General features: G+C 53.3%; 25 protein-coding genes and 1 riboswitch. Of the genes, 3 read left to right on the forward strand and 22 right to left on the reverse strand.

Annotated elements, in window-relative coordinates:
* Nucleotides 1-311 precede the first annotated feature (311 nt).
* From ACI7RC_RS15895 to ACI7RC_RS15945, 11 genes are all read right to left on the reverse strand, one after another.
* The gene (locus ACI7RC_RS15895) at nucleotides 312-734 is read right to left on the reverse strand and encodes an acyl-CoA thioesterase (RefSeq protein WP_408109212.1); all 423 of its coding nucleotides are present in this window, start codon (nucleotides 732-734) and stop codon (nucleotides 312-314) included.
* A gap of 440 nt (nucleotides 735-1174) precedes the next feature.
* On the reverse strand, nucleotides 1175-2095 hold the full coding sequence (locus ACI7RC_RS15900) for a C40 family peptidase (protein WP_408109213.1): 921 nt from the start codon (nucleotides 2093-2095) through the stop codon (nucleotides 1175-1177).
* Nucleotides 2096-2114: 19 nt separating this feature from the next.
* Complete coding sequence (locus tag ACI7RC_RS15905; protein ID WP_408109214.1) at nucleotides 2115-3194, reverse strand: mandelate racemase/muconate lactonizing enzyme family protein; 1080 nt, start codon at nucleotides 3192-3194, stop codon at nucleotides 2115-2117.
* A gap of 409 nt (nucleotides 3195-3603) precedes the next feature.
* Entirely contained in the window at nucleotides 3604-5292 is a 1689-nt protein-coding gene (locus ACI7RC_RS15910) for a hypothetical protein (protein ID WP_408109215.1), read from the reverse strand.
* 119 nt (nucleotides 5293-5411) lie between these two features.
* Nucleotides 5412-7091, reverse strand: a complete 1680-nt coding sequence (locus ACI7RC_RS15915) for a serine hydrolase domain-containing protein (RefSeq protein ID WP_408109216.1) — start codon at nucleotides 7089-7091, stop codon at nucleotides 5412-5414.
* Between the two features lie 213 nt (nucleotides 7092-7304).
* On the reverse strand, nucleotides 7305-7517 hold the full coding sequence (locus ACI7RC_RS15920; RefSeq protein WP_408109217.1) for a hypothetical protein: 213 nt from the start codon (nucleotides 7515-7517) through the stop codon (nucleotides 7305-7307).
* 31 nt (nucleotides 7518-7548) lie between these two features.
* On the reverse strand, nucleotides 7549-7863 hold the full coding sequence (locus ACI7RC_RS15925; RefSeq protein WP_408109218.1) for a hypothetical protein: 315 nt from the start codon (nucleotides 7861-7863) through the stop codon (nucleotides 7549-7551).
* Nucleotides 7864-7960: 97 nt separating this feature from the next.
* The gene (locus ACI7RC_RS15930; RefSeq protein ID WP_408109219.1) at nucleotides 7961-9265 is read right to left on the reverse strand and encodes a nucleobase:cation symporter-2 family protein; all 1305 of its coding nucleotides are present in this window, start codon (nucleotides 9263-9265) and stop codon (nucleotides 7961-7963) included.
* Nucleotides 9262-9867 (reverse strand): xanthine phosphoribosyltransferase, encoded by a 606-nt coding sequence (locus ACI7RC_RS15935; protein ID WP_408109220.1) that lies wholly within the window; start codon nucleotides 9865-9867, stop codon nucleotides 9262-9264. The genes ACI7RC_RS15930 and ACI7RC_RS15935 overlap by 4 nt, the downstream gene beginning before the upstream one ends.
* A 199-nt stretch (nucleotides 9868-10066) precedes the next feature.
* Nucleotides 10067-10168: riboswitch (purine riboswitch) on the reverse strand.
* 63 nt (nucleotides 10169-10231) lie between these two features.
* Complete coding sequence (locus ACI7RC_RS15940; protein ID WP_408109221.1) at nucleotides 10232-12877, reverse strand: winged helix-turn-helix domain-containing protein; 2646 nt, start codon at nucleotides 12875-12877, stop codon at nucleotides 10232-10234.
* Nucleotides 12878-13017: 140 nt separating this feature from the next.
* Nucleotides 13018-14364, reverse strand: a complete 1347-nt coding sequence (locus ACI7RC_RS15945; RefSeq protein WP_408109222.1) for a VCBS repeat-containing protein — start codon at nucleotides 14362-14364, stop codon at nucleotides 13018-13020.
* Nucleotides 14365-14532: 168 nt separating this feature from the next.
* On the opposite strand from ACI7RC_RS15945, the gene ACI7RC_RS15950 reads away from it, so the two are divergent.
* From ACI7RC_RS15950 to ACI7RC_RS15960, 3 genes are all read left to right on the forward strand, one after another.
* Nucleotides 14533-14700 carry a hypothetical protein gene (locus ACI7RC_RS15950; RefSeq protein ID WP_408109223.1) on the forward strand — a complete coding sequence of 56 codons (168 nt, stop codon included), beginning with the start codon at nucleotides 14533-14535 and terminating at the stop codon, nucleotides 14698-14700.
* Between the two features lie 325 nt (nucleotides 14701-15025).
* Nucleotides 15026-15208, forward strand: a complete 183-nt coding sequence (locus ACI7RC_RS15955; RefSeq protein WP_408109224.1) for a hypothetical protein — start codon at nucleotides 15026-15028, stop codon at nucleotides 15206-15208.
* Nucleotides 15209-15416: 208 nt separating this feature from the next.
* Nucleotides 15417-16703, forward strand: a complete 1287-nt coding sequence (locus ACI7RC_RS15960) for an MFS transporter (protein WP_408109299.1) — start codon at nucleotides 15417-15419, stop codon at nucleotides 16701-16703.
* 359 nt (nucleotides 16704-17062) lie between these two features.
* On the opposite strand, the gene ACI7RC_RS15965 is transcribed toward ACI7RC_RS15960, so the two are convergent.
* The 11 genes from ACI7RC_RS15965 to ACI7RC_RS16015 form a co-directional block, all read right to left on the reverse strand.
* Nucleotides 17063-18394, reverse strand: coding sequence for an ABC transporter substrate-binding protein (locus tag ACI7RC_RS15965; RefSeq protein ID WP_408109225.1), 1332 nt, complete (start codon nucleotides 18392-18394; stop codon nucleotides 17063-17065).
* A gap of 75 nt (nucleotides 18395-18469) precedes the next feature.
* Nucleotides 18470-19279: a carbohydrate ABC transporter permease gene (locus ACI7RC_RS15970; protein ID WP_408109300.1), complete on the reverse strand. Its 810-nt coding sequence runs from the start codon at nucleotides 19277-19279 to the stop codon at nucleotides 18470-18472.
* Nucleotides 19279-20196, reverse strand: coding sequence for a carbohydrate ABC transporter permease (locus ACI7RC_RS15975; RefSeq protein ID WP_408109226.1), 918 nt, complete (start codon nucleotides 20194-20196; stop codon nucleotides 19279-19281). The genes ACI7RC_RS15970 and ACI7RC_RS15975 overlap by 1 nt, the downstream gene beginning before the upstream one ends.
* A 129-nt stretch (nucleotides 20197-20325) precedes the next feature.
* Nucleotides 20326-20601, reverse strand: a complete 276-nt coding sequence (locus tag ACI7RC_RS15980; RefSeq protein WP_408109227.1) for a EutN/CcmL family microcompartment protein — start codon at nucleotides 20599-20601, stop codon at nucleotides 20326-20328.
* A 5-nt stretch (nucleotides 20602-20606) separates the two neighbouring features.
* A complete protein-coding gene (locus tag ACI7RC_RS15985) occupies nucleotides 20607-21383 on the reverse strand; it encodes a hypothetical protein (protein ID WP_408109228.1) in 777 nt (258 codons plus the stop codon).
* Nucleotides 21384-21388: 5 nt separating this feature from the next.
* Nucleotides 21389-22174 (reverse strand): phosphate propanoyltransferase, encoded by a 786-nt coding sequence (pduL, locus tag ACI7RC_RS15990; protein WP_408109229.1) that lies wholly within the window; start codon nucleotides 22172-22174, stop codon nucleotides 21389-21391.
* An 11-nt stretch (nucleotides 22175-22185) separates the two neighbouring features.
* On the reverse strand, nucleotides 22186-22473 hold the full coding sequence (locus ACI7RC_RS15995) for a BMC domain-containing protein (RefSeq protein ID WP_019122965.1): 288 nt from the start codon (nucleotides 22471-22473) through the stop codon (nucleotides 22186-22188).
* Nucleotides 22474-22516: 43 nt separating this feature from the next.
* Nucleotides 22517-23989, reverse strand: coding sequence for an acetaldehyde dehydrogenase (acetylating) (locus ACI7RC_RS16000; protein WP_408109230.1), 1473 nt, complete (start codon nucleotides 23987-23989; stop codon nucleotides 22517-22519).
* Nucleotides 23986-24384 (reverse strand): BMC domain-containing protein, encoded by a 399-nt coding sequence (locus ACI7RC_RS16005; protein WP_408109231.1) that lies wholly within the window; start codon nucleotides 24382-24384, stop codon nucleotides 23986-23988. The genes ACI7RC_RS16000 and ACI7RC_RS16005 overlap by 4 nt, the downstream gene beginning before the upstream one ends.
* A 16-nt stretch (nucleotides 24385-24400) precedes the next feature.
* The gene (gene eutL / locus ACI7RC_RS16010) at nucleotides 24401-25054 is read right to left on the reverse strand and encodes an ethanolamine utilization microcompartment protein EutL (RefSeq protein ID WP_408109232.1); all 654 of its coding nucleotides are present in this window, start codon (nucleotides 25052-25054) and stop codon (nucleotides 24401-24403) included.
* 184 nt (nucleotides 25055-25238) lie between these two features.
* The gene (locus tag ACI7RC_RS16015) at nucleotides 25239-26024 is read right to left on the reverse strand and encodes a DeoR/GlpR family DNA-binding transcription regulator (protein ID WP_408109233.1); all 786 of its coding nucleotides are present in this window, start codon (nucleotides 26022-26024) and stop codon (nucleotides 25239-25241) included.
* Nucleotides 26025-26027: the final 3 nt, after the last annotated feature.

The raw sequence follows: 26027 nt of genomic DNA on the forward strand, positions 1-26027 counted from the left end.
TACTCACTAAAACGCTTCGCTGTTCAGTTTTCAAAGAGCATTTTTTCTCGTCGGCATCAACTTTTTAACTACCGGCGACAATTCAATAGTATATCAGGCTGAATCTCAGAAATCAAGAGGAAATTTTTAATAGTTCTCGTTTTCTCTCTTGATTTATTCTCATCGCTTTCGAGCGACAACTAAGATCATACCACGACAAAAAACAGATGGCAACAGGAAAAATCGACCAGTGGCAGGTTAAATGATTGATGGGCAAACTATATGCAGCTTAAAGTGCCTTGCCCTCGCGAGAAGACACTTTAAGCGGAGAATTAACAGGACACCCTTTTCATATTGCTCAAAGCTTCACGTACCTGTTCCGGAATGGAGACAGCTTTTAAATTATCCTCTGCAAAGGTTGTCCAGGCTCTTACTTCGTATCCATTGGCAATCAAATGCCCACCCCGAAAAAACTCATGGGTTAACCTGATTACCTTATCGCGGACTTCTGCCACCGTAGTTCTTACTTCGAGCTGATCCTCAAACAGAGCGGGCGATTTGAATTCACAGTGGGTTTCAAGCAGAGGCAAGCCCACCTTTTCTTCTGTAAACAGCTTCGATACAGCAAAGCCAAGGTGATTAAACATCTCATGTGCCGCTTGATCCATCCACTTGTAAAAGTTGGGGTAGTATACGATTCCTGCGGCGTCTGTGTCCCCCCACTTCACTTTATAGTTATAAATGAAATGACACATTGCGTCTCCCTCTTTCCTGTTATATATTTGGCTGATTGTCTGCCGATAAAGCGAGGCTACGGTTTTGAAAGGCGGTCGATCGAGATAATACTCCTACCACTTACCATTGCTGAGGCTCCGATTATACTTGATGAATGCGATAGACCATTGGCAACCCGGTCTTCTACAAATATTGCAATGTTTCTGTATTCATCATCAATTTCTCTCTTCCTTCATCTAAATTCATTTAATTATGCTCCAATTATATGTCCAGTTTTGTTGGAGCAATACGTCCATCATGTACTTCAGTTAGGAACAAAGCCCTTCTTCTCAGTACAGGTGATTGGCAATGTTGTAAAGTTTGACTGTATGAAACGCTGCAAAAGTTAAATAAAAAAAGACCCTATGGCCGTCAGACAAAACTGCCTCTGTGCCATAAGGTCCTGCCTCTCGTTTTTTTCCTACCAGTAGCGCCGGGCAGCGCAAAGCTCCACTTCATACGCTGAACCGCTCAAGGGGAGCAGCTCGATCGTTTTCCCCGTCTTGGGCGAGTGGAGCATCTGGTCGTCGCCTGCGTAGATGCCGACGTGATGGACGGCTCCTTTTCCTTCCTCGTAGGCGAAAAAGAGCAGATCGCCCGGCTGCAAATCCTGTCGTTCGACAGCCTTGCCCTGTTTCGCCTGGTCGGAAGCATCGCGGGGGATGATAATCCCGTTAGCGAGGTGCATGTTGTAGGCGAAGCCGGAGCAATCGTAGCCGAAGCTGGACATTCCTCCCCACAGGTAGGGCAAGCCGAGAAACTGTTTTCCCGCCTCTACGATCTGTTTCCCTGTGCCGATCGGGATGTCCCGCTCTGTCAGGAAAACAGCTACATCGCTTTGCTTTAGCAACTGCGGACCGGCAGGAGTCGTCACCTCGATCCACTCGCCCGACTGCGAGATGACGGGCAGCCTGGTCAAGAAGCTGAGCGTTATGCCCGGCTCGCCCTCCTTGTCGTAGAGCCGTGCCGCAGTGCTTGTGACCACCGCGGTCGGCTGGTCCGGATTTGCGGCAAACCCTGATGCCTCCAGAAGCTGGCATTTTGGCATCCACCCGGGATAGCCGCGCTCGTCTTTTTTCGACGGCTGGCTTGGGATGACTACCTTCAGCCAGCCAGCCTCTTCTTCGATCACTTCTACCAGGCTGCCGTACAGCACCTGGGTTTGCACCAGGTTGGCTTCACAGAGCTCCAGACGGTCCTCGTAGCTCATCGCCTGCAGCCAGCCCGTGAGATCGGCCGGATTTTCAATCGCCGGACGGTCCATTTCCCGCGGGGAAGCCGGCGTCGTCCAAACTGTGGCTACCGGAACAGATGCCACCATGCGAACGGTTGGTTTTTCCATATTTTCTCCTCCCCCCAGCCTACACATGTACTTTGCTGATGCCGAGACCCGGTGCCTCCGGCAGGGTCAGCACGCGTCCGTCGTAGCGAACGCCCCCCTCTACGATGCTTTTCACCAGCATCAATGGGGCATCGAAATCAAAGCGCGTAATGTTCTTCTTGCTGGCTGCAAAATGGGCAGCTGCGGTGATGCCGATGTGCGTTTCGATCATGCTGCCGACCATGCACTCCACTCCGCACTCTTCCGCCATGTGATTGATAATCTGGGCCTTGTAAATCCCGCCTGCCTTCATCAGCTTGATATTGATCAGGTCGGCGGCGCGGTTGTGCAGCACTTCAAACGCCTGGCGCGGCGAAAAGACGCTTTCGTCGGCCATGATCGGCGTATCTACCGCATCTGTTACCGCTTTTAAACCAGCCAGATCGTGGGCTTTTACCGGCTGCTCCACCAGCTCGATATCCAGCCCCATATCCTCCATCTTGCGAATGGAACGGATCGCCTCTTTTACTTCCCATCCCTGGTTGGCATCGAGGCGAATTTTCACCTGGTTGCCGACCTTGCTGCGAATTTCCTTGATCCGGAGGATATCATTAGCGATTTGATCTTTGCCTACCTTGATCTTCAGTACCAGAAAACCGGCCTGCATATAGGCGAGTGCGTCTTCTCCCATCTCCTCAGGCGAATTGACGCTCACCGTGAAATCCGTTTCGATCTGGTTGCGGTAACCACCGAGAAACTGGTACAGCGGCATCCCCGCCTGCTGGCTGATCAAGTCGTACAGCGCCATGTCTACGGCCGCTTTCGCGCTGTTGTTGTTGACCAGCAGGTGATGCAGCTGATGAAAAACCTGTTCGTACTGGAGCAGGTTCTTGCCGATCAGCTGGGGGGCCAATGTGTTGCGGATAGCTGACTCGATGCTCTCCATGCTGTCACCCGTAATGACGACCGTGGGCGGCGCTTCGCCCCAACCCGTTTTGCCGCATTCACTGGTGATTTTTACCACGACGGTTTCCGCCTGTTCAACCGTACGCAGAGCCGTTTTGAACGGCTTCTTCAGCGGAATGGCCGCTCGCGATGTTTCCACTTTTGCAATGATCATACTTTTGCCTCCTATTGGTTGCGCTTAAGCCTGATTCCTAAGTGATGTAGGTCTAGCTGGCTGCGTCAATCTTAGCTCATGCTCCAATCAGGTCGGCAATATTGGGAGAACGGTGCCCACAAAGCGCCAGGTGTCAGTTTTCCCGCAGATTGCACTATGGGGATGAACTTTTGAATCGATTCTTCTATTTGAAGCCAAAGGGCGCATCATCCGCGAGCATGTCTATTGGCGCATACCTTGAGGGGACCAAAATCTCAAGCATTGCACCCAGGCTGAATCTCGAGGGAACCATCCCTTGGCGTTCCGTTTTTATTTGTCCCTACTACCCTAGTTTACAATTTCAACGAGTCCACTGGCTAGGTTAAATATGCAAAAGGGGCAGCGAAAAGTAGCGCTGCCCCTTCTTTGATCAGTACATTTCCGGGAAGTCCGGTATCAATCCAAGCTGTTGAAACAGCCCCATGTTCTTCAACATAAACGCTTGCGCACCCATCTGCGCTTCCATCATCACCTGATCGGCTTCACTGTCGGTCATGTTAACCAGGTCGAGCGAATTATCCTTGGAGAGAGCCGGGAACTGTGCTTCCTTGCCAAACTCCTCCGTCGATTTCAGCGAAAACTGGATGACTTCCGGCAATTCTTCCTCATCAGCCAACTCGCCCGTATTCAGCTTGACCTTGTACTCGGAATTGCGTTTTTCTTCTGTCGTCTCGGTCACAGCCGCAACATTCCCGGACAAAGTTTGATTGACTCCGTCCTCCTGGTAGCCGATGCTAAAGTCGATTTCCCCGGATTCTTTATTCCCGTCCTTCGTCGACTTGTAGGAAGTCTTGATTAGGGCAGTTTCCTCTACCTTCTTATCCCGGAGTTCGTCTATTTTCAATTCAAAGCTGCCGTTTGTCGTCTGATCCTTGGTTTCTTTGGTGAAGCTGAAAGACATGTCAACGTCTTCTCCGCGAACCGAATCCGTGACGACCTGGAATACTCCTTTCTCGGCTTGCCCTTCTGTCCACTTCGCGCTCTTCATCGTGATCGTCTCTTTCTTGTCAGGGGACGTGAGGGTTACGGTCCGCTTTAAAATGCGATCGGAGCCGTCCACGTTGAGCACCATCTTCACGCCGCTCACAGCATCCCCTTTATCCATGGAAGCGACCAGATCTTTCATCGATTCCTTGATGTTATCGACAAACTTATCTTTGCTGAGCACATCTCTGTCCTTGATCGGATAGCCGTTGTCCTTGAGCAGATTGACGATATTCGAGTAACGCTTGTAAAGGAGATCGTGAAGCTTCTCGTCAGCGGCCACCGTATCCGATACTTTTGTCATCAGCTCTTTAAACTGGCTGTCGGAGAAGGTGACGGTAATTTCCCTGCTGGGAATTTTCGTGCCGCCCTCTTCGAAGGTGCCGTCTTTATTGATCGTCACCTGCTCATCCGTGATGCTGTCTGCATAGAGCTTGCCGTACACGGCAGCGATCGGAAGCAGTTCCGATTGGTCGACTTTAATCGCCTCCGCCAAATCCTGATAGCTCATCATCTTTTTGGGCAGATCCGCACCGTACTTTTTGTTAAATTCATCGACATCCTTCAAATTGATGATGCCGTATTTGTTGTATATTTCAGGCACGCCAAAACCCATTCGCTCCTGATCGGAAAACACCTCCAGGCCGAGCAGGTGATTGTTTTTGAGCGCCAGACTTACTTTGCTGTATTTTTTACCGTTTTTCTCGTCAACGGCACTGTCGATCGACAGCGTCGCTTCCTTTAACACATCCAGCATGTGGCTAAGCTCGGGATCCCCAGGAACGGGGCCAATCGTCAGGTCGGATATTTCCATTGTAGTGTATACAGGTTTTTCCAGGTAGGGTGCAATCGACTGTTTGTATTTGTCCATCCCTTCCGTCACCCATTTCGTCGTCTCCTGTACCCCTTTTAATTCTGCACTCAAGTAGACCGCTTTCGGACTTTTGAATGCGGACATAGCCATGGCTGCCACCGTCCCGACAACGACGACCAAGATTAACGCCACTACGATCGGCGTTATTTTCTTTTTCTTCGGCTGCGGGGTATGGCTCTCTAACACTCCATCTGTTTGCATTTGTACCTCCTATGGACAAACTGTTTTTCATTTACTACAACACCATTTTATTCTAATTGGCTTTTTCGTCAACATATTTCGGTAATTTTCAACATTTTTGTCAAACGACAGCAGGCAGCTTATTCAGCCGCCTGCGACCATCCCGCTGCTTTCCAAGCGGTTTTCAGCTTCTGTCCCTTGGCGTTCTTGATTTGGGGCTCATGGACGTACCATCCGCGTCCATTCGCTGTCTCGTTGGTGCTGTAGCGGAACCGCACCTGCTTCGTTCCCTCCGGAAGCTGGTACGAATGCGGCGTCCACTCGCTCTTCCCTGTAAAGGCGGTACCCAGCGGCGTCCAGTTCTGTCCGTCAGGGGAGGCTTCCACGTACCCGAAGTCTTTATCCGGTTCGATCCGAAACCAGGTGTCAAAGCTGAGCGTCCCGCCTTCAGTCAGATCAACCTCGGCTGTCAGCGTGTTCTGCAGCTGATCGCCCATTCCGGCGAACCAGACACCGTCCTTTTTCCAGGGAATGTCCACCGGAATGGCCAGGGCTGCCTGCCGAGCTACACCTCTGCGGACGGGATTGGTCGACACGGTTTGACGTGTCGGATGGACGCGGTTGGTCAGCAAGATGCAGATCGTGTTGTTTGCCGGACTGACGACGATTGATGTACCGGTAAATCCGGTGTGGCCCATGGAAGACGCATCGCCCAGCGCGTCCATGTACCAGCCTTGATTCAACTCCCAGCCCAGTCCGTGGTCGTCCCCGGGAAACTGGGGAATCTGATTTTCCGCCATCAACGCGACGGCCTCTTTCGAGAGGATCCGCTTGTTGTTGTAAGTACCGCCGTTCAGCATCATCTGGGCGAAGACGGCCAGATCCTCGGCTGTGCTAAAGACACCGGCGTGTCCGGCAACTCCGTCAAGCGACCAGGCCTTCTCGTCATGTACTTCTCCCCAGACCAGTCCCCGCTCCGCCCACGGCTCTTCTTCTGTGGCGGCAATCCGCGGTTTCAGTTTGGCCGGGGGATTGTACATGGTGTCTTTCATCCCCAGCGGCCCAGTGATATTCTCCCGTACGTACTCATCGAGCCGCTTGCCCGTGATTCTCTCCACTACCGCGCCCAGTGTGATCAGGTTTAAATCACTGTAGACGTATTTGCTGCCAGGCGGATTTTGCAAGGTGTGGCGGAACACCTCCTGCAGCCGGCCCTCCCTGTCGGTGTCCACTTTCCAGATCGGGATGCCCGGTTCAAACCCGGATATATGGGTGAGCAATTGCCGGATCGTGATCTTGTCCTTGCCGTTTTGGGCAAACTCCGGTATGTATGCCGCTACGGGTCTGTCCAGGTCAATCTTGCCCTGATCGTAGAGCTGCATGACGGCTGTCGACGTAAACAGCTTGCTGACCGACGCCAGGTCAAAGATCGTATCCGACTTCATCGCAATGGGCTGATCCAGCGGGGTAAAATGGGCATCCGCATAGCGCGCGGCGTATCCGTATGCCTGTTCCTTGACGATCACGCCGTTTCTAGCGATCAGCACGACGGCGCCAGGCATCATCTTATCCGCGATCGCCTGTTCGATGAACGGATCGATCGCTTGCAGCGGCTCGGCCCGCATGCCAGCCGCGGCAGGAGCTCCCTTGTGCAGCTTTGTCGCCGATTTCCCCGGGTTATCCCACGTCGCGGAAGCCGGACGCCCTTCTTTCGGCGCGGCGACCGCGACCCCCATGTTGTACTCGACTGGGACGGGGGCAGCAACCGAACCGACGACAAGGGCCAAACTAAGTCCTGTGAGCAGCGCTATTTTCCGCAAGTAAATCCCTCCTCTTGGGAATAGAGTAAACGTCCTTTTGAAAATACTTGCATTTTCACATGAAATGGGGATATTTTCCATAGGGTTAATGTCCTAAAAATCTGATAAATGCAGAGAAGAACTAGGTCGAAGGGTTTAGCAGAAGCGGATTATAACAGGACTTATGGATCGATCCATTCTGGAAACTTACACTATCCTAGGAAAATCCGCTATTTACTCGGCGATTAAATCTAGCAAGTCAAAAAAATCCTTTAGCCAAATACCTAAACCCGTTATGAAAATAACAAAAGCAGCCGCGAGCAAAGCTACGCCGAAAGCCAATTGCTTTTTATGTTCCGCTTGCCAATAAAAAGCCGTGATGACAGTGACTGTACCCGGGATAAAAAACAAGCCGCTGATAATAACTGTACCTAATAAAAAAATCATGCTTCACCCCGTTTAAAATTATGTCGGATCCTTATAAAGGTTTATAGGTCCAGATACCGTATTTTCCGATGTTGTTCATCTTGATGGACACAACTTTCCCGCCCCTCATAAATGAAAAAACTCCTTCCGTCAAATCCTCATTCATCAAAATAATCGGAAGGGTATCGCCTCGCTCAGCGTATTTTGTCATGATGCCATCATGGGTTTCGATAAATGAGACGGAACTACCATATTTTTCCATCATTTTCTCTTCGATCAGGTTAGATTTCGAATAAGAAACATACGTCCAGCTTGCACCAGATTTATCCATAAACACTTTTCCATCTATTATATCTTTTTCTTCCACATCAAACCCTAATGCCCTTAGGTTTTCTGCATGAATTTCTTCTCTTACAAAAAAAGATGCCCCGCCGGTAAAAGCGGAGCATCTTCATCGAAGCTGATCATACATCCGAAAGGGACGTTTGCACGGGGAGGGGGTTATCGCCCTTCCGGTTGTGCAGCAGCAGGATATTAAGCGCGATCGCGGTCAAAGACCCTGTGACGATGCCGTTTTGCAGCAGCATCTTCAGCATGTTCGGCAATTGATCGAATATCTGCGGGACGGCGGATGAGCCCAAGCCCACGGCGATGCTGCAGGCGGCGATCAGCAGGTTTTCGTTCTGGCGCAGGTCCACGCTGGAAAGCGTATTGATGCCTGACGCCACGACCATGCCGAACATCGCGATCATCGCCCCGCCAAGCACGGCGTCAGGGATCACCGTGGTGAGCGCGGCCAGCTTCGGCAGCAGTCCCAGCACCACGAGAATCAGGCCGGCAGCGGTAATCGCCGAGCGGGTTTTTACCCGGGTCAGCGAGATCAGGCCGACGTTTTGAGAGAAGGCGGTGTAGGGAAAGGCGTTGAACAGACCGCCCAGGGTAATGGCAAGCCCTTCCGCCCGCAGGCCCTTGACGATATCCTGCTCCTCCAGTTTCTTGTCAACGATTTTGGATACGGCAAAGTAGACGCCAGTCGATTCCACCATGCTGATGATGTTGACCAGGATCATCGTAAAAATGGCGCCGATGTTAAATTGCGGAGTACCGAAGTAAAATGGCTGTACGATGTTTACCCAAGAAGCTTGGGCCACGGATTGAAAACTGACCATGCCCATAAAGTAAGCGGCAACCGTTCCGGCGACCAGCCCGATCAAAACGGAAATCGCGCGGGTAAAGCCGGTAAAAAAGCGGTTGACGAGCAATATCAAGACAAGCGTGCCAAGCGCCAGCAGCAGGTTGCGCGGGGACCCGAAGTCTGCGCTGCCTGCGCCGCCGGCAGCGTTGTTCATCGCCACCGGGATGAGCGATAACCCGATGATCGTCACGACAGATCCGGTGACGACTGTCGGAAAGAAGCGCAGCAATTTGCCAAACAGCGGAGCCGCCAGCACTACAAACAGGCCGGAGATGATAATCGCCCCGTAAGCGGTGGCGAGATTCGAGGTGGAGGCGATTGCGATGATCGGGCCTACCGCAGTGAACGTGCAGCCCAGCACGACCGGCAGCCTGATGCCAAAGTAACGCGTGCCGACTACCTGCATCAGCGTGGCGATCCCTGAAGTGAACAGATCGGCCGCGATCAGATAAGCCATCTGCGTGGGAGTCAAGCCCAGCTCTTTGCCAATCAACAGCGGAACGACAACAGCACCGGCGTACATCGCCAGTACGTGCTGCATCCCCAGTGTTACCGTCTTTTGTTTGCTGATCATACGGATGCAGTCTCCTTTGGCGCTGCGGCTTCGTCGATAAACACGATCTCTTCAGGAGACATCGATTGGATGCGGGCCAGCGAGTGGACGTAAACGCCCGCCTCTTCCAGCTTCCGGCGTCCTTCCTGGAAGCTCTTCTCGATCACGGCGCCTACCCCGACCAGATGGGCTCCCGCATTAGAGATGATCTCCTTCAAGCCGAGCAGCGCCGCGCCGGTGGCGAGAAAATCGTCCACGATCAAAATGCGGTCGTTCCCGTCCAGATAGCGCTTGGATACGCTGATCTGGTACGTCTCTTGGCGGGTAAAGGAATAGACGGGCGCAGCGTAGACCTCTTCATTCTGTGTGACAGCTTTTTTCTTTTTGGCGTAAACAAAGGGAACCTTCAGGGCGAGTGCTGCGGCCATCGCAAAGTGGATTCCGCTCGCCTCCACGGTCAGCACCTTGGTGATCCCCTGCCCCTGGAAGTGCTCGGCAAAGGCTTGACCGATCTCCATCGCAAGCACCGGGTCCACCTGATGATTGATAAATGAGTCCACCTTCAGCACACTGGCAGACAACACTTCCCCTTGCTGCCTGATTCGCTCTTGTAATGCCTTCATCTTCTCCGCTCCTTTTTTTGTAAAAGAAAAACCCAGGAAAGACAGGTTGCGAAAACACGACATGCGCGTCTCAAGTGAAACCTGTCCCCCTGGGTTTTTATCCCTTAGGTGTAGCACAAGGAATACATCTATGTGCTTGCGCCGCTCGGTCCAATCCTCCCCGCCCCGACAAACCATTGCCGAAGAAAGGGAGCGGAACCCTAGGCGCACTTCCACTCGTAGTCAGATGATTTACGGTCATCCGGTAGAGACTTATGGGCCATATCCCCAAAATTATACGAGCTAATATTCTTTTTATTGGGTAAATCGTTTCTTTAATGTAACACAAGCCCTTGGGACAAACAAGGGAAATTCAGGGCAGTCTTTACAAAATTCCCCGCTCGATGACCAGAGAGATCGCTTGGGTGCGGTTGTTGACTCCCAGCTTCTCGTAGATGTTTTTCGTATGGGTTTTCACCGTATCTACCGTGATGCACATCTCCCGGGCGATTCGTTGGTTGGTGTATCCCTGCTTCATATAAGCCAGCACCTCCAGCTCCCGCCTGGTCAACTGCCTGGCTTGTCCAACTGTGGGTGACTGTGCTATGTCCGCGGCGTGTTCAGCCGGGAAATACGACAGCAGGCGCTCTGCGTAATGCAGAGCCTTTTGGTCCGCGAGCAGCCTGTACTTGTCCTTATTCAACGTCTGAAGCAACCGTGCCAGCCAGTCGCCCTCGTCGAGAAAGGTTCGCAGGTATCCGTGCGGCTCCCCAAGGCAGAGAGCCCGATTCAACGCGGTGACCGCCTTCCTTTCATCCCCCTGTTTTTGGTGCAGCAGGCTGATAAGCAAATTCAGTTCAATCATGCTGGCCAATCGCTCCGCCCGCTCCGCTTGCAGGAGCAGCCTGGTCAACAGGGCAAGTGCTTGATCCGTTTGATCCAGGGCGATCCATGCCCGGGCCAATGTGATGTATTCGAACTCCTGGAGTATCGCGAACGGCCGGATGGCATTCAAGCTGCTGCGCTTGATCCAGTCGTCCACCCGCTCCAGCCTGTTTTCCTCGATCCAGAGTCTCACCTTAAAAGCCTCTACCGCTTCCAGCCAGTAATCGGAGGCATCCAGGAGCTGTATTTGTTCTTCCAGCTCTTCCATCACCGCCCACATCTGAACCCGGTCGCGATGCGCACGTTTCCAGCGGGCATAGGTGAGGTAGATCGGCACGAGTATCCCGATATGCTCGGCTTTTTGTCCCAGCTCAATCCCCCGGTGGACAAAATACTCTACTTCGTGGTCGACATTTTTTTCGTAGTACAGCTCGCCCAGTACGGCAGAACCGTAACCGAGAATGGAAAGTCCGCTGTTTTTCCACAGAACCCGTAATTTCGTAAACACCTCTTCCACTTTCCCAAGCTCGCCTCCCATGCACATCGGACTGCGGAGCACGAGCGCTTCTCCGGCATTCAGCTCAATCCCCGATTGAAAAAATCGGCCGACCTTGTTTGGCTGCCGCTTGGTCGACTCGCGAAAACAAGCGAGGGCTCTGTCGACGTCCCTTTCCTGCATGGCCAAGTACCCCCGAATGACGAACAACTCCGCAATCGCTTCATTTGCCTCTTCCGCGGGAAGGTCGGCAGTGGTCAGATACTGTTCCTCCCGGGACAACTGTTCGAACGTCTGCTCCAGCTCGCCGGACAATACCAATGTCCAGAGGTATATCACTGCCATTTTCAGATGGTACTGAAGCCATCGTTCGGGAAAGCTGTGCAGCCAGCGCTTCAGCGTAGCCAGTTTCCCCTGTTTTAGCAAAGTCACCGATAACTTGTCGATTAACGCCGCAGCCTGGTCAAAATGGCCTCCCGACAGGGCGTGTTCGACAGCTTCCTCCCAAAAGAGATTCCGCTCATACCAGTGGCTGGCCGCCAGGTGCAATTGGTCAATCTGATCCGCGTACTTACGGCGCAGCTGGGTCTGCAGCATGTCTGAAAACAGGTGATGGTAGCGGTACCAGCGGCGTTCCTGGTCAAGTGCGACAATAAAAGAATTCGTTGCCTCCAAATAAGCCAGAATCTCTTCCGATTGCTGCCGCCGGGTGACACTGTCACATAATGAAGGAGTCATGCGTTCCAGAATGGATGTCCTCAGCAAGAAGTCCTGCATCTCGCCGGATAAGGCCATGAAGACTTCCTCCACTACGTAATCCCAGATGTAACGGTGATTGCCCGTAAATTCACGGACAAAACGGGGGAGGTTGTCCCGCCCCTGCATCGACAGGGCGACGAGCTGCATTCCGGCGATCCAGCCTTCTGTACGGTACTGCAAAATATCAAGATCTTCCCGGGAAATGTCGAACTTTTTCAATTGGTTGAAAAAGGAAAATGTTTCATCTAAGTTGAAATGAAGTTCACTTACGCCGATTTCTCTAACCAGCTCTCTCGCCCTCAGCCGATGCAGAGGAAAGCGTGGGACAACCCTTGTTGAGATGATCACGTGCATGGTTTCAGGCATATTTTCGATAAAATACAGCATGTTCTGGTGGATTTGTTCGTTTGTGATGAGGTGGTAATCGTCTAATACGAGTACGAATTCCCGTGAAATTCGGGATAGTTCATTGATCAATTTAGCTGGCAAAACCTCAGCTGAAGGCAGTGCTGCGGCGTGCAGGCTGCTTTGTACCCTTTTTCCGAGGTCCGCAGAAAGTTCTTCCAGCACCTTGCCGATGCAGCCCCAAAATCTGACCGGATCATTGTCGCTTTTGTCCAGAGAAATCCAACCTGCCGATTCGCTTCTCTGCTTAACCCATCCGCCGATCAAAGTCGTCTTGCCAAACCCTGCCGGAGCAAGCAGAAGCGTCAGCTTCGACCTGGTTTGTTCCTCCAGCAGTTCGTAGAGGCGAGGCCTCAGCAAATGCGTCGACAGGGACTGGGGATTTTGAAATTTTGTCACGGGCCAGGCCGGATCTAATGCAGGGTCACTCACAGCATGAGAGTTTGCCACTTTCTCGTTCACGAACCTTTCATACGATAGAATCATTTTTATGAAAGCTCTCCAGGTCTATTTTACCATAATCATCCGCAGGAATTGTCACAAAACATAGAATAAAGGAACTCAAAGCAATCAGGCTCATTGACGGCCAAAAGACGCGTCAATAAGCCTGCATTTCGAGGAGATGATTAGGGTTCGACCATGCGGAAGTGATTTTGAACTTCGTTGTCCTGCAGCAGCATTTGCTTGTACTCATCAAGAAAACGGCCAGATAAACGGGGGGCGTCTGCAGGCAGCTGGGCGGTGATGACATGTTCGCCGTTGTCGCCGAGCACCGTATAGCGAACTTGTTTTTTCTTCAGAATGTCCTCCTGTTTTTTCCAATCATCCATTGAAAACCACTTGAAGGACAGCAGCTCTGCCGGTTTTTCCGGAGACAGGCCAATATAAGAAAATCGAACCCCGGACTGCACCTTTTCCACTGTGTACTTATCCAGCCATTTGGCCGGAATGGTAAAATCAAATCCCACTTCATAGTCGGTGTAATCCTCCTGAACCAATTTGAGGCCGTCATTGCCATCCCACTGGTACCAAGAGTCAATCCACGGGACGTCCACCATAGGCAGTTCTTCCGAACCAACTGGTTGGCTCTGAATGCCGATTTCGACAATGCCGTCTCCATTTACGTCCTTCGAATTGAGTGGATAAGGTTTGAACGTCTTATCCCCTCCGTATTCTGTCTTGCCAAAAACATCTGTCAGCTTGCCGTCTTTCATGATCACCAGCGATGTGAAGGCCGAGTGCGCTCCTACACCCATGTCCACGAAGAGGCCTTTCACCGTCGGCGTGGCGCTGCCGATCAACGCCTGATCAAAGCCGTTTATCCCCCCGTCCATGTCCAGCTCGCTGATGGACTTCATCTTCCCATCACGGTACCCGTACAGTTTCAGTTTGGATTCCAGCTTGTCGTGGTCGTGCAGCAATACCGCTATCTCTGAGCGTCCCTCCCCGGTCAAGTCGCCGACTGCGATCTCTGAGTACTTTTGCCGCCAGATTTGCTTCAATTGTCCTCCTGTGAGCGAGTAGACGGAGATCTCGGAGTTAAGCCCGGCTCCTCCGCTCAATCCCACCAGCAGCTCCGGCATGTTGTCACCGGTAACATCCTGAAAGTCGGCGTAATCCAACTCCCGGCCCAACGCTTCCATATTGGCAATTCGCTTCCACTCGCCGGCTTCGTTTTTCAACACAAGAATCCCCAACTCGAACTCGCTCGACTCCTTTTTATAAAAGGCGACTGCTTCATCCTGGCCATCGCCGTCCAAGTCTTTCAGATTGACAGCGCTCATCTGCAGCGGCCGGGATGGCACTGCCAGCTTTGCTCCCTCCGGCAGGGCCTGCATGACGGCCTCCGTGACTGCCTGCTGGGTTTGCGCCAACCGCGGCGCTTTCACCAGGTTGTCGGGCAAAGCGCTCATCCCGCAACCCGTTGTCAGCAATCCTGCCGCCAGTAGTAAGGAAACCCATTTTCCCTTCATCGCTCTGCCTTCTTCCCCTTCCGATATGCATTTCACTTCCTCTATTGTAGCGGGAAATCAGGTGAAAGAAGTTACAAAACAGAAACAACTTCCCTGCCAACAGGTGTAAGATCAGTCAAGTTTAGGCAAGCTACGATGGAAGTATTTTTGAAGGAGGCGAAAGGAGCCGTGGACCAAGCAGAGAAACAGCCGGCCCGGAAAGATCAGCATGCCGACGAATATTTCTACTTTAGCCTGGCCGACGAAAGCCATGAAAAGCTGTTGGAAAAAGAACTGCGCGAGGCAAGGGAGAATCCGTTGGAGCCTTTGCAAGAGGTGACCGAAGTAGAGTACTGAAGCTATCTTTAGGCCATTTAGTCAATCGTGTATCCTGCGGGGTATGCGTTTTTTCATGTAAAAGGGCCAGATCAAAAAAAGGGCATCCAGCAGCTGGATGCAATAGAAGGAGTATGGAGAGCCATGGCGAGAACAATGAGTGTCAAAGCCATGAAGCTTATAGTTGAATCATACCGATAAGGGGATGTCCGTGATACAAGCTTGACAGATTTTATGACAGAGTTTTTCAAGCCAGTGGTTTCAAGGTAAAAAGGATGAGAATTCTCGGTAGATAATCTGCCAAACGAACATGAAAAAATCCGTTTCTCATGTACAAGGAAAAAAGATGGGATTATTAGCGAGAATCGTTTTTTTGCAAAAGCTGAAAGACGAATTGATTGAAAAAGCCAAACATCCTTCTACTACCTATTTTCAGATGATGGAAATTTATAAGCAAATGCGCCAAATCAATATAGAAATCCAAAATATCAAACGGACAGCATATGAACAGAAGAAGCAGTCGGTCTAGCCATGCTGCCGGGTCCGTCAGCGATCATCACCGAATCAAAGCCGGTTCTTCCTTTCTTATGGGGGAAAAATCGGCTTTTGTTTTATAGAATGAATGGGAATAAATGGTACTGTGACATACATTTGGCGAAAATCCTCCATAATATCTAAGGAGGTAGAAAACGGGTGAGGAGGATTTGGCATTGACTACGTCTACTGAGCGCAGACAGATGCGGCGCATCACGAGCAACATCTTCAAGGGTTCGGTTGGAAACCTGATCGAGTGGTACGACTGGTACGTCTATTCGGCTTTCGCCGTGTACTTCTCGGCAGAGTTTTTCCCCAAAGGAGATGTAACAAGCCAACTGCTGAACACCGCGGCTGTCTTCGCCGTCGGCTTCCTGATGCGTCCGATTGGAAGCCTGCTGCTGGGCAGCTACGCCGATCGTCACGGCCGCCGGGCCGCACTCACGCTCTCCATCACGGTCATGGCCGCCGGTTCCCTGGTAATCGCCTTTACGCCCGGCTATAGCAGCATCGGTGTGCTGGCTCCCATTATTCTGGTTCTTGCACGTCTGCTGCAAGGTCTGTCGCTGGGAGGAGAGTATGGAACCTCGGCCACGTACCTGTCCGAAATGGCCAGCAGCGGCCGCCGCGGCTTCTACTCCAGCTTCCAGTACGTCACACTTGTCGCCGGGCAGCTGGTGGCGTTGGGCGTCCAGATCATCCTCCAGCAAATCCTCAGCGAAGCCGATATGAAGTCCTGGGGCTGGCGCATCCCCTTTGTGATCGGCGCGTTGGGAGCGTTGGCTGTGCTGTGGCTGCGGCGGACCATGGATGAATCGGAACAGTTTCAAAAGATGGGCTCAAAAGACCGGAAAAGAGCCGGAACGATACGAGCTTTGATGAAGCACCCCCGCGCAGTGCTGACAGTCGTCGGGCTTACCCTCGGCGGAACTGTCGCCTTCTATACCTATACGACGTACCTGCAGAAGTTCATGGTAAATACGGAGGGACTCCCGAAGGAGGTCGTAAGTTGGGTGAACTTCATCGCGCTGCTCGTCTTCGTCGTACTTCAGCCGCTCGCCGGCATGCTCTCCGACCGGATCGGGCGGCGTCCGCTGCTGATGGGCTTTGGCATTCTCGGAACGCTGCTGACGGTGCCGCTGTTTCTGATCCTGGAGCGCACAAAAAGCCCTTTTGCCGCCTTTTTGCTGATGATGGCGGGGCTGATCATCGTCACCGGCTACACGTCGATCAATGCGATTGTAAAAGCCGAGCTCTTCCCTACCGAAATCCGCGCTTTAGGCGTAGGTTTTCCCTACGGAGTCACGGTCGCGGTGTTCGGTGGCACGGCTGAGTATATCGCATTATGGTGCAAAAGCAGCGGAATTGAGCCGCTCTTTTACTACTACGTAGCCGCCTGTATCGCCGTAAGCCTGATCGTCTACTGGCGAATGGGGGAGTCGTCCAAGATTTCCCACATCGAGTCGGAGCAGAACACGAGGCTGCAATAGCTGTCGACTGCCCGGCTCCCCATAAGAACTCTCAATTTCGTAAAAGCGGCAATATCTCATACTGAAAAATATTACACTTTTTTAACAGGCTTCTCTTCGTGTTCTTCAAAGTAACGAAGGAACTTTGCTGATGGAATCCATGGTTTCCCATTGGGTTGCCCCTTGCTCATGCAGCACCAGCGAATACTCTGCAAGCACTTTTGCCGTTTCTTTCGCGTGCACTTCCGTCAAAATGCGGTTTGTTAGACGTACATCTATGTCAGACTTTACGATAAAATCTTACTGCCGTTTACCGGCCGAAAACCGCAAAAAACCCATCCGTACGATGACGAGGGTTTTTGCGGTTTGCCGACATCTGTTCACTTCGTGACTTTTTTGTGATCCGCCAGCAGCTTGTTGATCTTCTCCGCCGTTTCGTCCAGGACTTTTTGCGCGTCGGCTCCCCCGTAAAGCTTCTCGATGGAATTCTCCACTTCGGCTCTTGCCTCGGGGAAGACGCCCATCAATGCCCCTTGGGTCGCGGTCGTCAGTTTTGTGCTCTGCAGCTGTTTGACCGCGGTCAGGTACTGGGGATATTTCGCGTAGGTATCCTGCAGGACCTTTTCGTTGTAAGCCGCTTTCGTAATCGGGAAGTAACCCGTATCGACCGCCCATTGTGCCTGGGTATCGGGCTGGGCGACGAATTTGAGGAAATCCCAGCCCGCCGCTTTCTGGTCGTCGGAGACGCTGTTCATCATCCAGATCGATCCGCCCCCGACGATGACTCCCTTCGGTTCCACGCCATCCGGAACCGGCAGAAATCCCGTGCCCACTTCAAACGGCGAGTCCTTAACATTGCTTGCTGTCGCTGCAGTCGAATCCAGATAGATCGCCACTTTTCCCGCTTTGAAAGCGGCGCGGATATCGTCCCATTTGCGTCCGTAGTTGCCGAGCACGCCTTCCTTGTTCATCTCGTCGAGCCACTGGTAGATCTTGAGCCCTTCCGGACCGTTCAGCAGCGTCTTGGACGGCTCGCCCTTCCGCCCGTTTCCTTCATCGAGGTAGTCAGCTCCCTGGTTGGCCATCAACTGCTCGATAAACCAGCCGTAGATGAGGATGGCGAAGCCCTTTTCGTCCTTGGCGTTGTCGGTCAGCTTTTTGGCCGCCTCTTGTATTTCGCTGAACGTACGGGGCGGCTTCTCCGGATCAAGCCCCGCAGCCTTGAACTTATCCTTATTGTAGAACAGGACGGCGTTTGACGTGTTGAACGGCATCGAGTACAGCTTTCCATCGATCCGGTAATACCCGGCGATATTTTCTTCCAGTTGGGAAAGGTCAAACTGCTCTTTGTCGATGAAATCCTGCACGGGTTGGATGTATCCGCTCTCGCTCATGAACTTGGTGCCTACCTCATACACCTGCATCAGTGTGGGCGCCTCCGGCGTTCCGCCCACCGTCTTCAGCTTGGTCAGCGCTTCTTCGTACGACCCTTGATACTCCGTCTGCACAAACACCTTCGTCTGCTTCGCATTGTAATTGTCGACGATCTTCTGCAGGGCTTTGCCCGCATCGCCGCCCATCGAATGCCAGAAGGTCACTTTTACCTTGCCGTCGTCTGTCTGCCCGGTCTGGCCGCCCCCGGCCGTTTCGGAATTGGTGCAGCCGGCGAGCACCAGCAGAAAGACCAGGCCAAGAAGCCAAATCCTCTTCATATTCTTCCTCACCTTTCAGGTTTGTTTTTATCTTGATCCCGAAGCCCCCCTTCAAGCGATGGAAGCCGGGCTCATTCACCCTTTTAATGCACCGGACATCAACCCTTTTTTCAGCTGTTTCAGCCCGACGAACAAGAAAATCAGCGTCGGCAGCAGGACGATCACGACCCCTGCCATGACCACCGGCCAATTGGTCGAATTCTCCTGGGACTGCATCATCTTCAACCCGATCTGCACGGTCCGCACGCTCTTGTTGGTGGTTGCCAATAGCGGCCACAAGTACATGTTCCAGGTCGTGAGAAAGCCGTACACTCCCAGCGCCGCCAGCATCGGCTTGGACAGCGGCAACACAAAGGAGAGCAGGAAACGCAGGTGGCCGCATCCTTCCAGCTCCGCGGCTTCGCGCAGTTCCTTGGGGATCGTCAGGAAGTGCTGCCGCAGCAGAAACGTGCCAAAGGCGAGCGCAAAGAACGGAACGGACAGCCCTTGGTAGGTATTGATCCAATTCAGGTGCAGGATGGTCAGGTAATTGGGGATCATAGTCGCTTCCCAGGGAATCATCATCGTCGAAATGAACAGGTAAAAAATGAATGTTCTTCCTTTAAACGGAATGTAGACAAAAGCATAGGCGGCCAGACTGCTGACGGCGATTTGACCGATCATCACCGTCGCCGAGACGATCAGGCTGTTCAGCAAAAACTTGAGCAGGGGGACACTTTGCAGGGCAGCTGCGTAGTTTTCCAGTAAAAATTGGCTGGGGATGAGCTTGCCGCCGTACATCTCCTCCGTACTCATCAGACTGGCAGAGACGGCGTAGAGGATCGGAAAGAAGAGGATCAGTGCCGACAGACCGAGCAGACAGTAGATCATCGCGTTTTTCACCATCACTGATAATGCACCCTCTTTTCCCCAACCTTGAACTGCACGTACGTCGCGATCAGGATGATCACGAACAGGATCATCGCCTGGGCGCTGGCCGTCCCGAATTTATAGTTGATAAACGCGTCCCGGTAGATCGAGTACACGATCAGATTGGTCGATTCCGCGGGGCCGCCTTTGGTCAGGATGTCGATTTGGCCGAAGGATTGAAACGAATGAATGACGGTGACGACGGTGACAAAAAACAGGGTGGGAGACAAGAGCGGCAGAGTGATCCGAAACAGGTTGACCCAGTACCCGGCTCCGTCGATTTTGGCGCTTTCGTACAGTTCTTCGGAGATATTTTGCAGCCCCCCGAGCAGCACGATGAAATTAAAGCCCACGCTCATCCAGACGGTGGACAGCGCGATCGACGTAAGCGCCCAGTCGGGGCTGGTGAGCCACTGAATCGGAGATGCGCCAAGCGTCTTCAAGATGTGGTTGAACAGCCCGATGCTCGGATGAAAGAGGAAGAGCCAGATCGTGGAGCCGGCAGCGACAGAGACACCGAGCGAGGAAGAAAAAATCACTCGAAAAAATTCCACTCCCCTCACCCGTTCGTTAGCCAGCACTGCCAAAAACAGCGCCAGCAGGATGCTGGTCGGCACTGTGTAGAGGACGAACAAAAAGGTGGACTTCATGCTAAGCTGGAAGCTGTCGGAAGCCAGCAACTGGGTGTAGTTTTCCACACCGACGAACTGGACGGGGACGCCGCGGGGGTCTGTGAGATACAAGCTGTAATAGATCGTTTTCAAAATGGGGTAAAAGACAAATACGATCATCAAAAACAGGGACGGGCCGACGAACATCATTCCGGTGCCAAAACTGCGCAGACTCCGTTTCAAGTCATCACCCCCTGCGATTGCTGCTGCGTTTTGTACCATCTTTATTCCTGGAAGACGATGGATATTCGGCAAAACGGACGAATCTGCCAGGCATACCACCCATACAAAAATGGCCCGGGAACGTTCGACAAGGAACATTCCTCGGGCCATCCGAAACCATTTTCTCTCCTACTCATCCTCCGCGATCTCAAACGAATCGACGATCCCGACGATGACGGCGTCGACCGGGACGTTCTTCTCTTGAAACAGACTGCGGGCCACAGAACCGCGGGAGACAATCACCCGCTCGCCAACGCCGGCGCCGATCCGATCGGCGGCGATGACGGTCTGTCCCCCTTCTGTCTCCTGCCAATCGATCGGCTGGACGATCAGGAGTTTCAAGTTTTCCATGCCTGTTTCTTTTTGGGTCGACCAGACACTGCCGATGACCTTGCCTAAAAACATCCTGTTCACCCTTTACCGATGTAGTGGACGGAAATGCCTCTCTCTTTTAAGACGTCATAAGCCAAAGGGGAAACGATGCAGCCCGGCTGCAAGACGATCGTCTTGCCGACATCCCCGGCGCGGGCTTTTACCCAGTCCGCTGTCAGCAATTTGCCTGGAAACAGCGAAGTCTGGCCGCTCTGCTGCTCCGCCGGGAGGAGCTTTTGGATCACAAGGTCAGCCAGGTCTTTTTGCGGAGCAAAGTGGATCCCCAGTTCCTTCATCTCATTGCGATGCCGCTCAAACAGTCTTTGGTAGGGAACCGGAAGGGTTAACGTCTGCAGGCAGCGACGGTCGGATCGATTCAATCCGGGAACGTCTTCGCCTACGATGACGGGTTTCCCCAGGACCAATGCAGAAAAGATCACTTCCGCCTTAATCAAGCCCTTCATCCCGGCCGCTACTCTGGCGGCGTTGTCCAGATCGATCTCCGGAATGACGACGGCATCGTATTCCTTGGGCACCTCCAACGGGGCAGGCGCATACTCGTCCGTCGCGATGATCTTCCCCGCCCCGCCGCATTCGATCCGGTGCATGCCCAGCCACGACGAAGTTTCCCCATCCAAAAACAGGATGTCATGACAGATTCCGTGATTTTTCAGCTTGATGAACTGATCGGTGAAGGCTTCCTGAGCAGTACTGTCACAAAAGATGAACAGCACTTTTGGTCTGGCTGCCTCTTCCCCTTTCATCGCCTGCAGGATTTCCCGGGTGATCGACTCGACGATTTCTCTGACGTCCATGCTCCTCACCTCCGGAGTCCGGACAGGAGCTTGCCGTTCTTGCCGGTCACCCAGACTTTGTCGCCTGTTTTCAAGTTAGCCGCATTCGCCTCATCCAGATCGATGTGAAAGTCCAAAACGAAGTTCGGGCTGACGCGAACGGCCACCTCCGGAAAGATGATCGGACGCTCGCCTGTCGTCTGCAGGATCAAGCTGTCCCCATTCTCAACACCAAAGGCCGCGGCTTCATCCGGAGACATGTGAACGTGGCATTTGGCTACAATGACTCCTTGCTGCAGCACGACGCAACCCTTCGGGCCGATCAAGGTAATTCCCGGCGTCCCATCGATCAACCCCGACAGCCGGACGGGCGGGTGAACACCTAAGCGAAACCCGTCTGTCCGGGATATTTCTACCTGGCTTGCCCCCCTGGCCGGACCAAGGATGCGCACGCCGTGAATCAACCCTTGGGGACCGAGCAGCGTCACCTGCTCTTGTGCGGCAAACTGGCCTGGCTGCGACAAATTGCGCAGGGGAGTAAGCTCATAGCCGGTTCCGAAGAGCACCTCCACATCCTCGGGGGACAGGTGAACATGCCGGTTCGACACCCCTACGGGAACGACCAGCTCCGCCGCAGATGAATCCGATTCTTCATTTGATTCCGTCACTTTTAAAGGTTTCAATTGGATCCCCCTCCCCTTTAAAAAGTCAATGGCCGCCGGGGTAATCTTATCGTCCTCATGAATGGGATAGGGATTGGGAATCCCCCCTCTGAGCATGGCCCTTAGTGTTGTCTCTGTAATCAAGGCCATATGCTACGCGCTTACCCTTCCAATTTGGGAAGGATCAATTCGATATCGGAATGAGGACGCGGTATGACGTGTACCGAGACGAGTTCCCCCACCTTTTCCGCAGCAGCGGCGCCCGCGTCAGTAGACGCCTTGACCGCGCCGACATCACCGCGGACCATTACGGTAACCAGTCCGCCGCCGACGTGCACCTTGCCGATCAGCTTCACGTTTGCCGCTTTGACCATGGCGTCTGCCGCCTCTACCGCCCCGACCAATCCTTTCGTTTCCACCATTCCCAATGCTCCCATTTCGCCTGCCATATGATGTGCCTCCTTCAATCAATTTTGTTCACAGGGTACCCTGTTACAGCTTCATTTCCGCCAATACGCTTTTGATGATCTCCATGACTTCTTCCCTGCTGACGGTCATCTGGCCTGCTGCCGAATTCGGCTGGGCTTTTGCCTCAGGGACCACCTCCTTCTGTTTCATCTCGCGAATGCCAAAGGCTACCCGTTTTACATTAAACAGATGCTCAGGGCCGATGTTGTCCGAGGTAATGTTGTTTCCGAAGGAGCCGCAGCCGAGCGTCATCGAAGGCTGAATCCCCGTCGTCGCGCCGATCGCGCCAAATGTCGTTCCCGAATTGACGATGATCCGCGAAGCCGGCTTGTCGATGCAGAACGCCTCCACCACCTGCAGATCCTGACAGTGGATCCCGATGGTGTGCCCCAATCCCCCCAGCTCCAGCAGTCTGTGGCAGATGTCGCTTGCCTCTTGCCAGTCACCCGCCGTGTACAGTGCGAGGATCGGCGACAGTTTTTCGATGGAAAAGGGATAGGCTTTGCCGATGCCCGTCTCCTCGGCGATCAGCAGCCTCGCATCATCGGGTACGAGAATGCCGGCCATCTCCGCGATCGCCTGCGGGGATTTGCCGACGATCTGCGCGTTCAGTCCTCCACCCGCCATGATCACCGCAGCGGTTTGTTTTTTTTCGTGGTCGTCGAGGAAGTAGGCCCCCTGCTGCTTTAACTCGGCGATGACCTTTCGCTTGATGGATTGATCGACGACGATCGCCTGCTCGGATGAACAGATGGTCCCGTTGTCAAACGTCTTGCTCGCGACGATGTGCCCCACCGCCGTTGGCACGTCGGCGCTTTCGTGCAGGTAGACCGGAACGTTCCCCGGGCCGACGCCGAATGCCGGTTTGCCCGAGCTGTAGGCCGCCTTGACCATCGCCGTACCGCCTGTCGCCAGGATTACATCGGTCATTTTATGCGTCATCAGCTCCTGCACTGCGGCCATCGTCGGCTGCGCGATACAGGAGATCAGACCAGCCGGCCCACCCGCCCGCTCTGCCGCCTCCTGCATCAGCCGGGCCGTTTCTAGAGTGCACTTCGCTGCCGCCGGATGGGGACTGAAGACGATCGCATTCCCCGCCTTCACGGCGATCAGCGCTTTAAAAATCGTCGTGGAGGTCGGGTTGGTCGAGGGAACGATACCGGCGACAATCCCTACCGGTTGGGCCACTTCCCACACCCGGTTGGCTTCGTCCCGCGAAATGATTCCGACCGTCTTCCGCGCTTTGATCGCCTGGTAGATATCGTTTGCCGCGAACAGATTTTTCGTCAGTTTGTCGGCGACTTTGCCGAAGCCGGTCTCTTCTACAGCCATGACTGCCAACCGCTTTGCTTCCTCTCTGGCGGCGTTGGCCATGCTTTGCACGATTTGGTCGATCTGGCTCTGCGTCATTTGCTGCAGAACCTTTTGCGCCGTCTTTGCCAACGCGAGGCAGTCCCTCACCTCCTGGACGGAGGCCAAATCAGTATCGATCATCACGATTGATCGTCACCTCTCTCCTGCTCTTCTTCGGGCTGATGTTTGTCCGGTTCCTTTTTCCCGCCTGGAGCTTTTTCCACTTTTGTCTGTTTGGCCGCCTGCTTTTTCTCCTTCTTTACGATTCCCTGGATCATCTGCGGAACGCTGCCGTCCGGCCGGGCGATTACATGTGAACTGCGCAATTGCCCGACTCTTCTCGCTTCCGCTTCGCCTGCCGCCACCGCTGCTTGGACAGAGGCGACATCGCCGATGATGTAGATCGTCACAATCCCTGCGTCAGCCCCCTGATATGTGACAATTCTGACATCGGCAGCTTTGGCTGCCGCATCGGCTGCAGCGACAAGTGCGGGAAATCCCCAGGTCTCGATCATTCCCAACGCATCGCCATGGTTCACTACCTAGCTCCCCCTCTCAGCGTTTTAGCGGCTGCCGGGCAATGCCTCTGACGGCCTCGGCAAAAGCTTGCGCGGCCGCCGTACAGGCCGATTGGCTGCCGGTCAGAAGGCCGCCGCCAAAATTCGTCTCCGTCGGCGGACCGTAAAACTGCCGGATGGTCACATCGGCTGCTTTCAGTGCAGCATCCAAGCCGTAGACAGCCTCCAGCGGGGGTGCGATCAGGTAAGCCAAGGGTTCTCCCTCGGGAATCCCGGCCAGCTGGGAAAGGTAAGAACCGGTGCGCGAAACGACATGGGCGTAGTACGCATGGGTACCTTCATCGTCCAGCGCGTAAAAACAGGCTCCCCGCTCCATCAAGTCAATCGCGGCATCCATCCCGCTGATCACTTCAGACGGGGTCGCACCCCCAATGATCCCGATAAATTCTCCCGACAACGGCCCCGAGGCGTGGGCCGCTCCAGCGTAAAACGACTTGGCGTACACCACTTCCACCGCCGCTTTCTTGGTCGCTTCATCCAGTGCCGTATACCCGACGTCGTCAATCGTGGAAGTCAAAAGTCCCAGACTGCGGATATGCCGAGGCAGATTCAGCTTTTCTGCCAGCCCGGCATCCACATTGGGAATCATTCGCGTCGCCAGCGGAACTGCCCGTATCGGTCTTTCTGTCACCTATACCACCTCTTTTCAAGGCACTCTATGACATCTATTTTACTTTATATTCATATGATTGTGAATTATCTAAAATTATAAGCTGAAAAAAGAGAATCCTAGAAAGTGCGGCCCGGCTCCGCCAGTTCCGTCGGCGAAGCCTTGGGCCCGATCAAAACGCAGGGGATCGAACAGGTGATCATGCTCAATCCGCTACGATCCAGTTGATGTCTTTTGCCTCCAGTTCGGCCGTCCACTCCCTCGGCGGCGCTTCGTCGCTGATGATCATGTCAATGTCTTTCATATCGGCAATCTTGTACGGAGTATGAATGCCGATTTTCGACTGATCGGCCATGACGATGCTGACGTTGGCATTTTCGATGTACTTCTGGACGAGCAGCGACCGCTCCAGGTTGTAGCTGGTGATCCCTTTGCGCATCAGGATGCCGTCTGCCGCGATGAATGCCTTATCCATGTAAAAGCCCGACACCATCTTTTCCGCCAGAGAACCTGCGACGCGAAAATACTTGGACTGTACCTTGCCTCCGACGAAGTAAATCTCTCCGGAGAAGAGTCCCTTGTTCTGGTACTCCATCAGCAGGGACAAGACCGGCACCGAACAGGTAATGACGGTCAGATTGATCTTGTTGACCAGGTATTCGATCATGTGCAGGGTTGTCGTCCCGTCGTCGATGACGATGACATCATTATCCTGAACCAGGTTGGCCGCGGCTCTGCCGATTCGTTTCTTCTCTTCCGCGCGGGTGATCTCCCGTTTTAAATGAGTAGGCTCTTCCCGGTCATAAGTGATCTTGATGGCTCCGCCGTACACCCTTTTCAATTTTTGTTCATTTTCCAACTCTTCCAGGTACCTTCTGATCGTTTCGGCAGAGACTTGCAGCCGCTGGGTAAGTTCATTCGTCCTCACTTTGCCGGCGAGGTTCAGCATATCCAGGATGATTTCTTTCCGCTCTTCTCCAACCAATGACATGGC

This window comes from Brevibacillus sp. B_LB10_24, assembly GCF_046036945.1.
Taxonomy (GTDB): domain Bacteria; phylum Bacillota; class Bacilli; order Brevibacillales; family Brevibacillaceae; genus Brevibacillus_C.

What these genes read in the sequence shown, in the direction of transcription:
- ACI7RC_RS15895 (WP_408109212.1), bottom strand. Translation starts at nt 734, where the DNA reads ATGTGTCATTTCATTTATAACTATAAAGTGAAGTGGGGGGACACAGAC.
- ACI7RC_RS15900 (WP_408109213.1), bottom strand. Translation starts at nt 2,095, where the DNA reads ATGGAAAAACCAACCGTTCGCATGGTGGCATCTGTTCCGGTAGCCACA.
- ACI7RC_RS15905 (WP_408109214.1), bottom strand. Translation starts at nt 3,194, where the DNA reads ATGATCATTGCAAAAGTGGAAACATCGCGAGCGGCCATTCCGCTGAAG.
- ACI7RC_RS15910 (WP_408109215.1), bottom strand. Translation starts at nt 5,292, where the DNA reads ATGCAAACAGATGGAGTGTTAGAGAGCCATACCCCGCAGCCGAAGAAA.
- ACI7RC_RS15920 (WP_408109217.1), bottom strand. Translation starts at nt 7,517, where the DNA reads ATGATTTTTTTATTAGGTACAGTTATTATCAGCGGCTTGTTTTTTATC.
- ACI7RC_RS15930 (WP_408109219.1), bottom strand. Translation starts at nt 9,265, where the DNA reads ATGATCAGCAAACAAAAGACGGTAACACTGGGGATGCAGCACGTACTG.
- ACI7RC_RS15935 (WP_408109220.1), bottom strand. Translation starts at nt 9,867, where the DNA reads ATGAAGGCATTACAAGAGCGAATCAGGCAGCAAGGGGAAGTGTTGTCT.
- ACI7RC_RS15940 (WP_408109221.1), bottom strand. Translation starts at nt 12,877, where the DNA reads ATGATTCTATCGTATGAAAGGTTCGTGAACGAGAAAGTGGCAAACTCT.
- ACI7RC_RS15945 (WP_408109222.1), bottom strand. Translation starts at nt 14,364, where the DNA reads ATGAAGGGAAAATGGGTTTCCTTACTACTGGCGGCAGGATTGCTGACA.
- ACI7RC_RS15955 (WP_408109224.1), top strand. Translation starts at nt 15,026, where the DNA reads ATGGGATTATTAGCGAGAATCGTTTTTTTGCAAAAGCTGAAAGACGAA.
- ACI7RC_RS15960 (WP_408109299.1), top strand. Translation starts at nt 15,417, where the DNA reads ATGCGGCGCATCACGAGCAACATCTTCAAGGGTTCGGTTGGAAACCTG.
- ACI7RC_RS15965 (WP_408109225.1), bottom strand. Translation starts at nt 18,394, where the DNA reads ATGAAGAGGATTTGGCTTCTTGGCCTGGTCTTTCTGCTGGTGCTCGCC.
- ACI7RC_RS15970 (WP_408109300.1), bottom strand. Translation starts at nt 19,279, where the DNA reads ATGGTGAAAAACGCGATGATCTACTGTCTGCTCGGTCTGTCGGCACTG.
- ACI7RC_RS15975 (WP_408109226.1), bottom strand. Translation starts at nt 20,196, where the DNA reads ATGGTACAAAACGCAGCAGCAATCGCAGGGGGTGATGACTTGAAACGG.
- ACI7RC_RS15980 (WP_408109227.1), bottom strand. Translation starts at nt 20,601, where the DNA reads ATGTTTTTAGGCAAGGTCATCGGCAGTGTCTGGTCGACCCAAAAAGAA.
- ACI7RC_RS15985 (WP_408109228.1), bottom strand. Translation starts at nt 21,383, where the DNA reads ATGGACGTCAGAGAAATCGTCGAGTCGATCACCCGGGAAATCCTGCAG.
- pduL (WP_408109229.1), bottom strand. Translation starts at nt 22,174, where the DNA reads ATGGCCTTGATTACAGAGACAACACTAAGGGCCATGCTCAGAGGGGGG.
- ACI7RC_RS15995 (WP_019122965.1), bottom strand. Translation starts at nt 22,473, where the DNA reads ATGGCAGGCGAAATGGGAGCATTGGGAATGGTGGAAACGAAAGGATTG.
- ACI7RC_RS16015 (WP_408109233.1), bottom strand. Translation starts at nt 26,024, where the DNA reads ATGTCATTGGTTGGAGAAGAGCGGAAAGAAATCATCCTGGATATGCTG.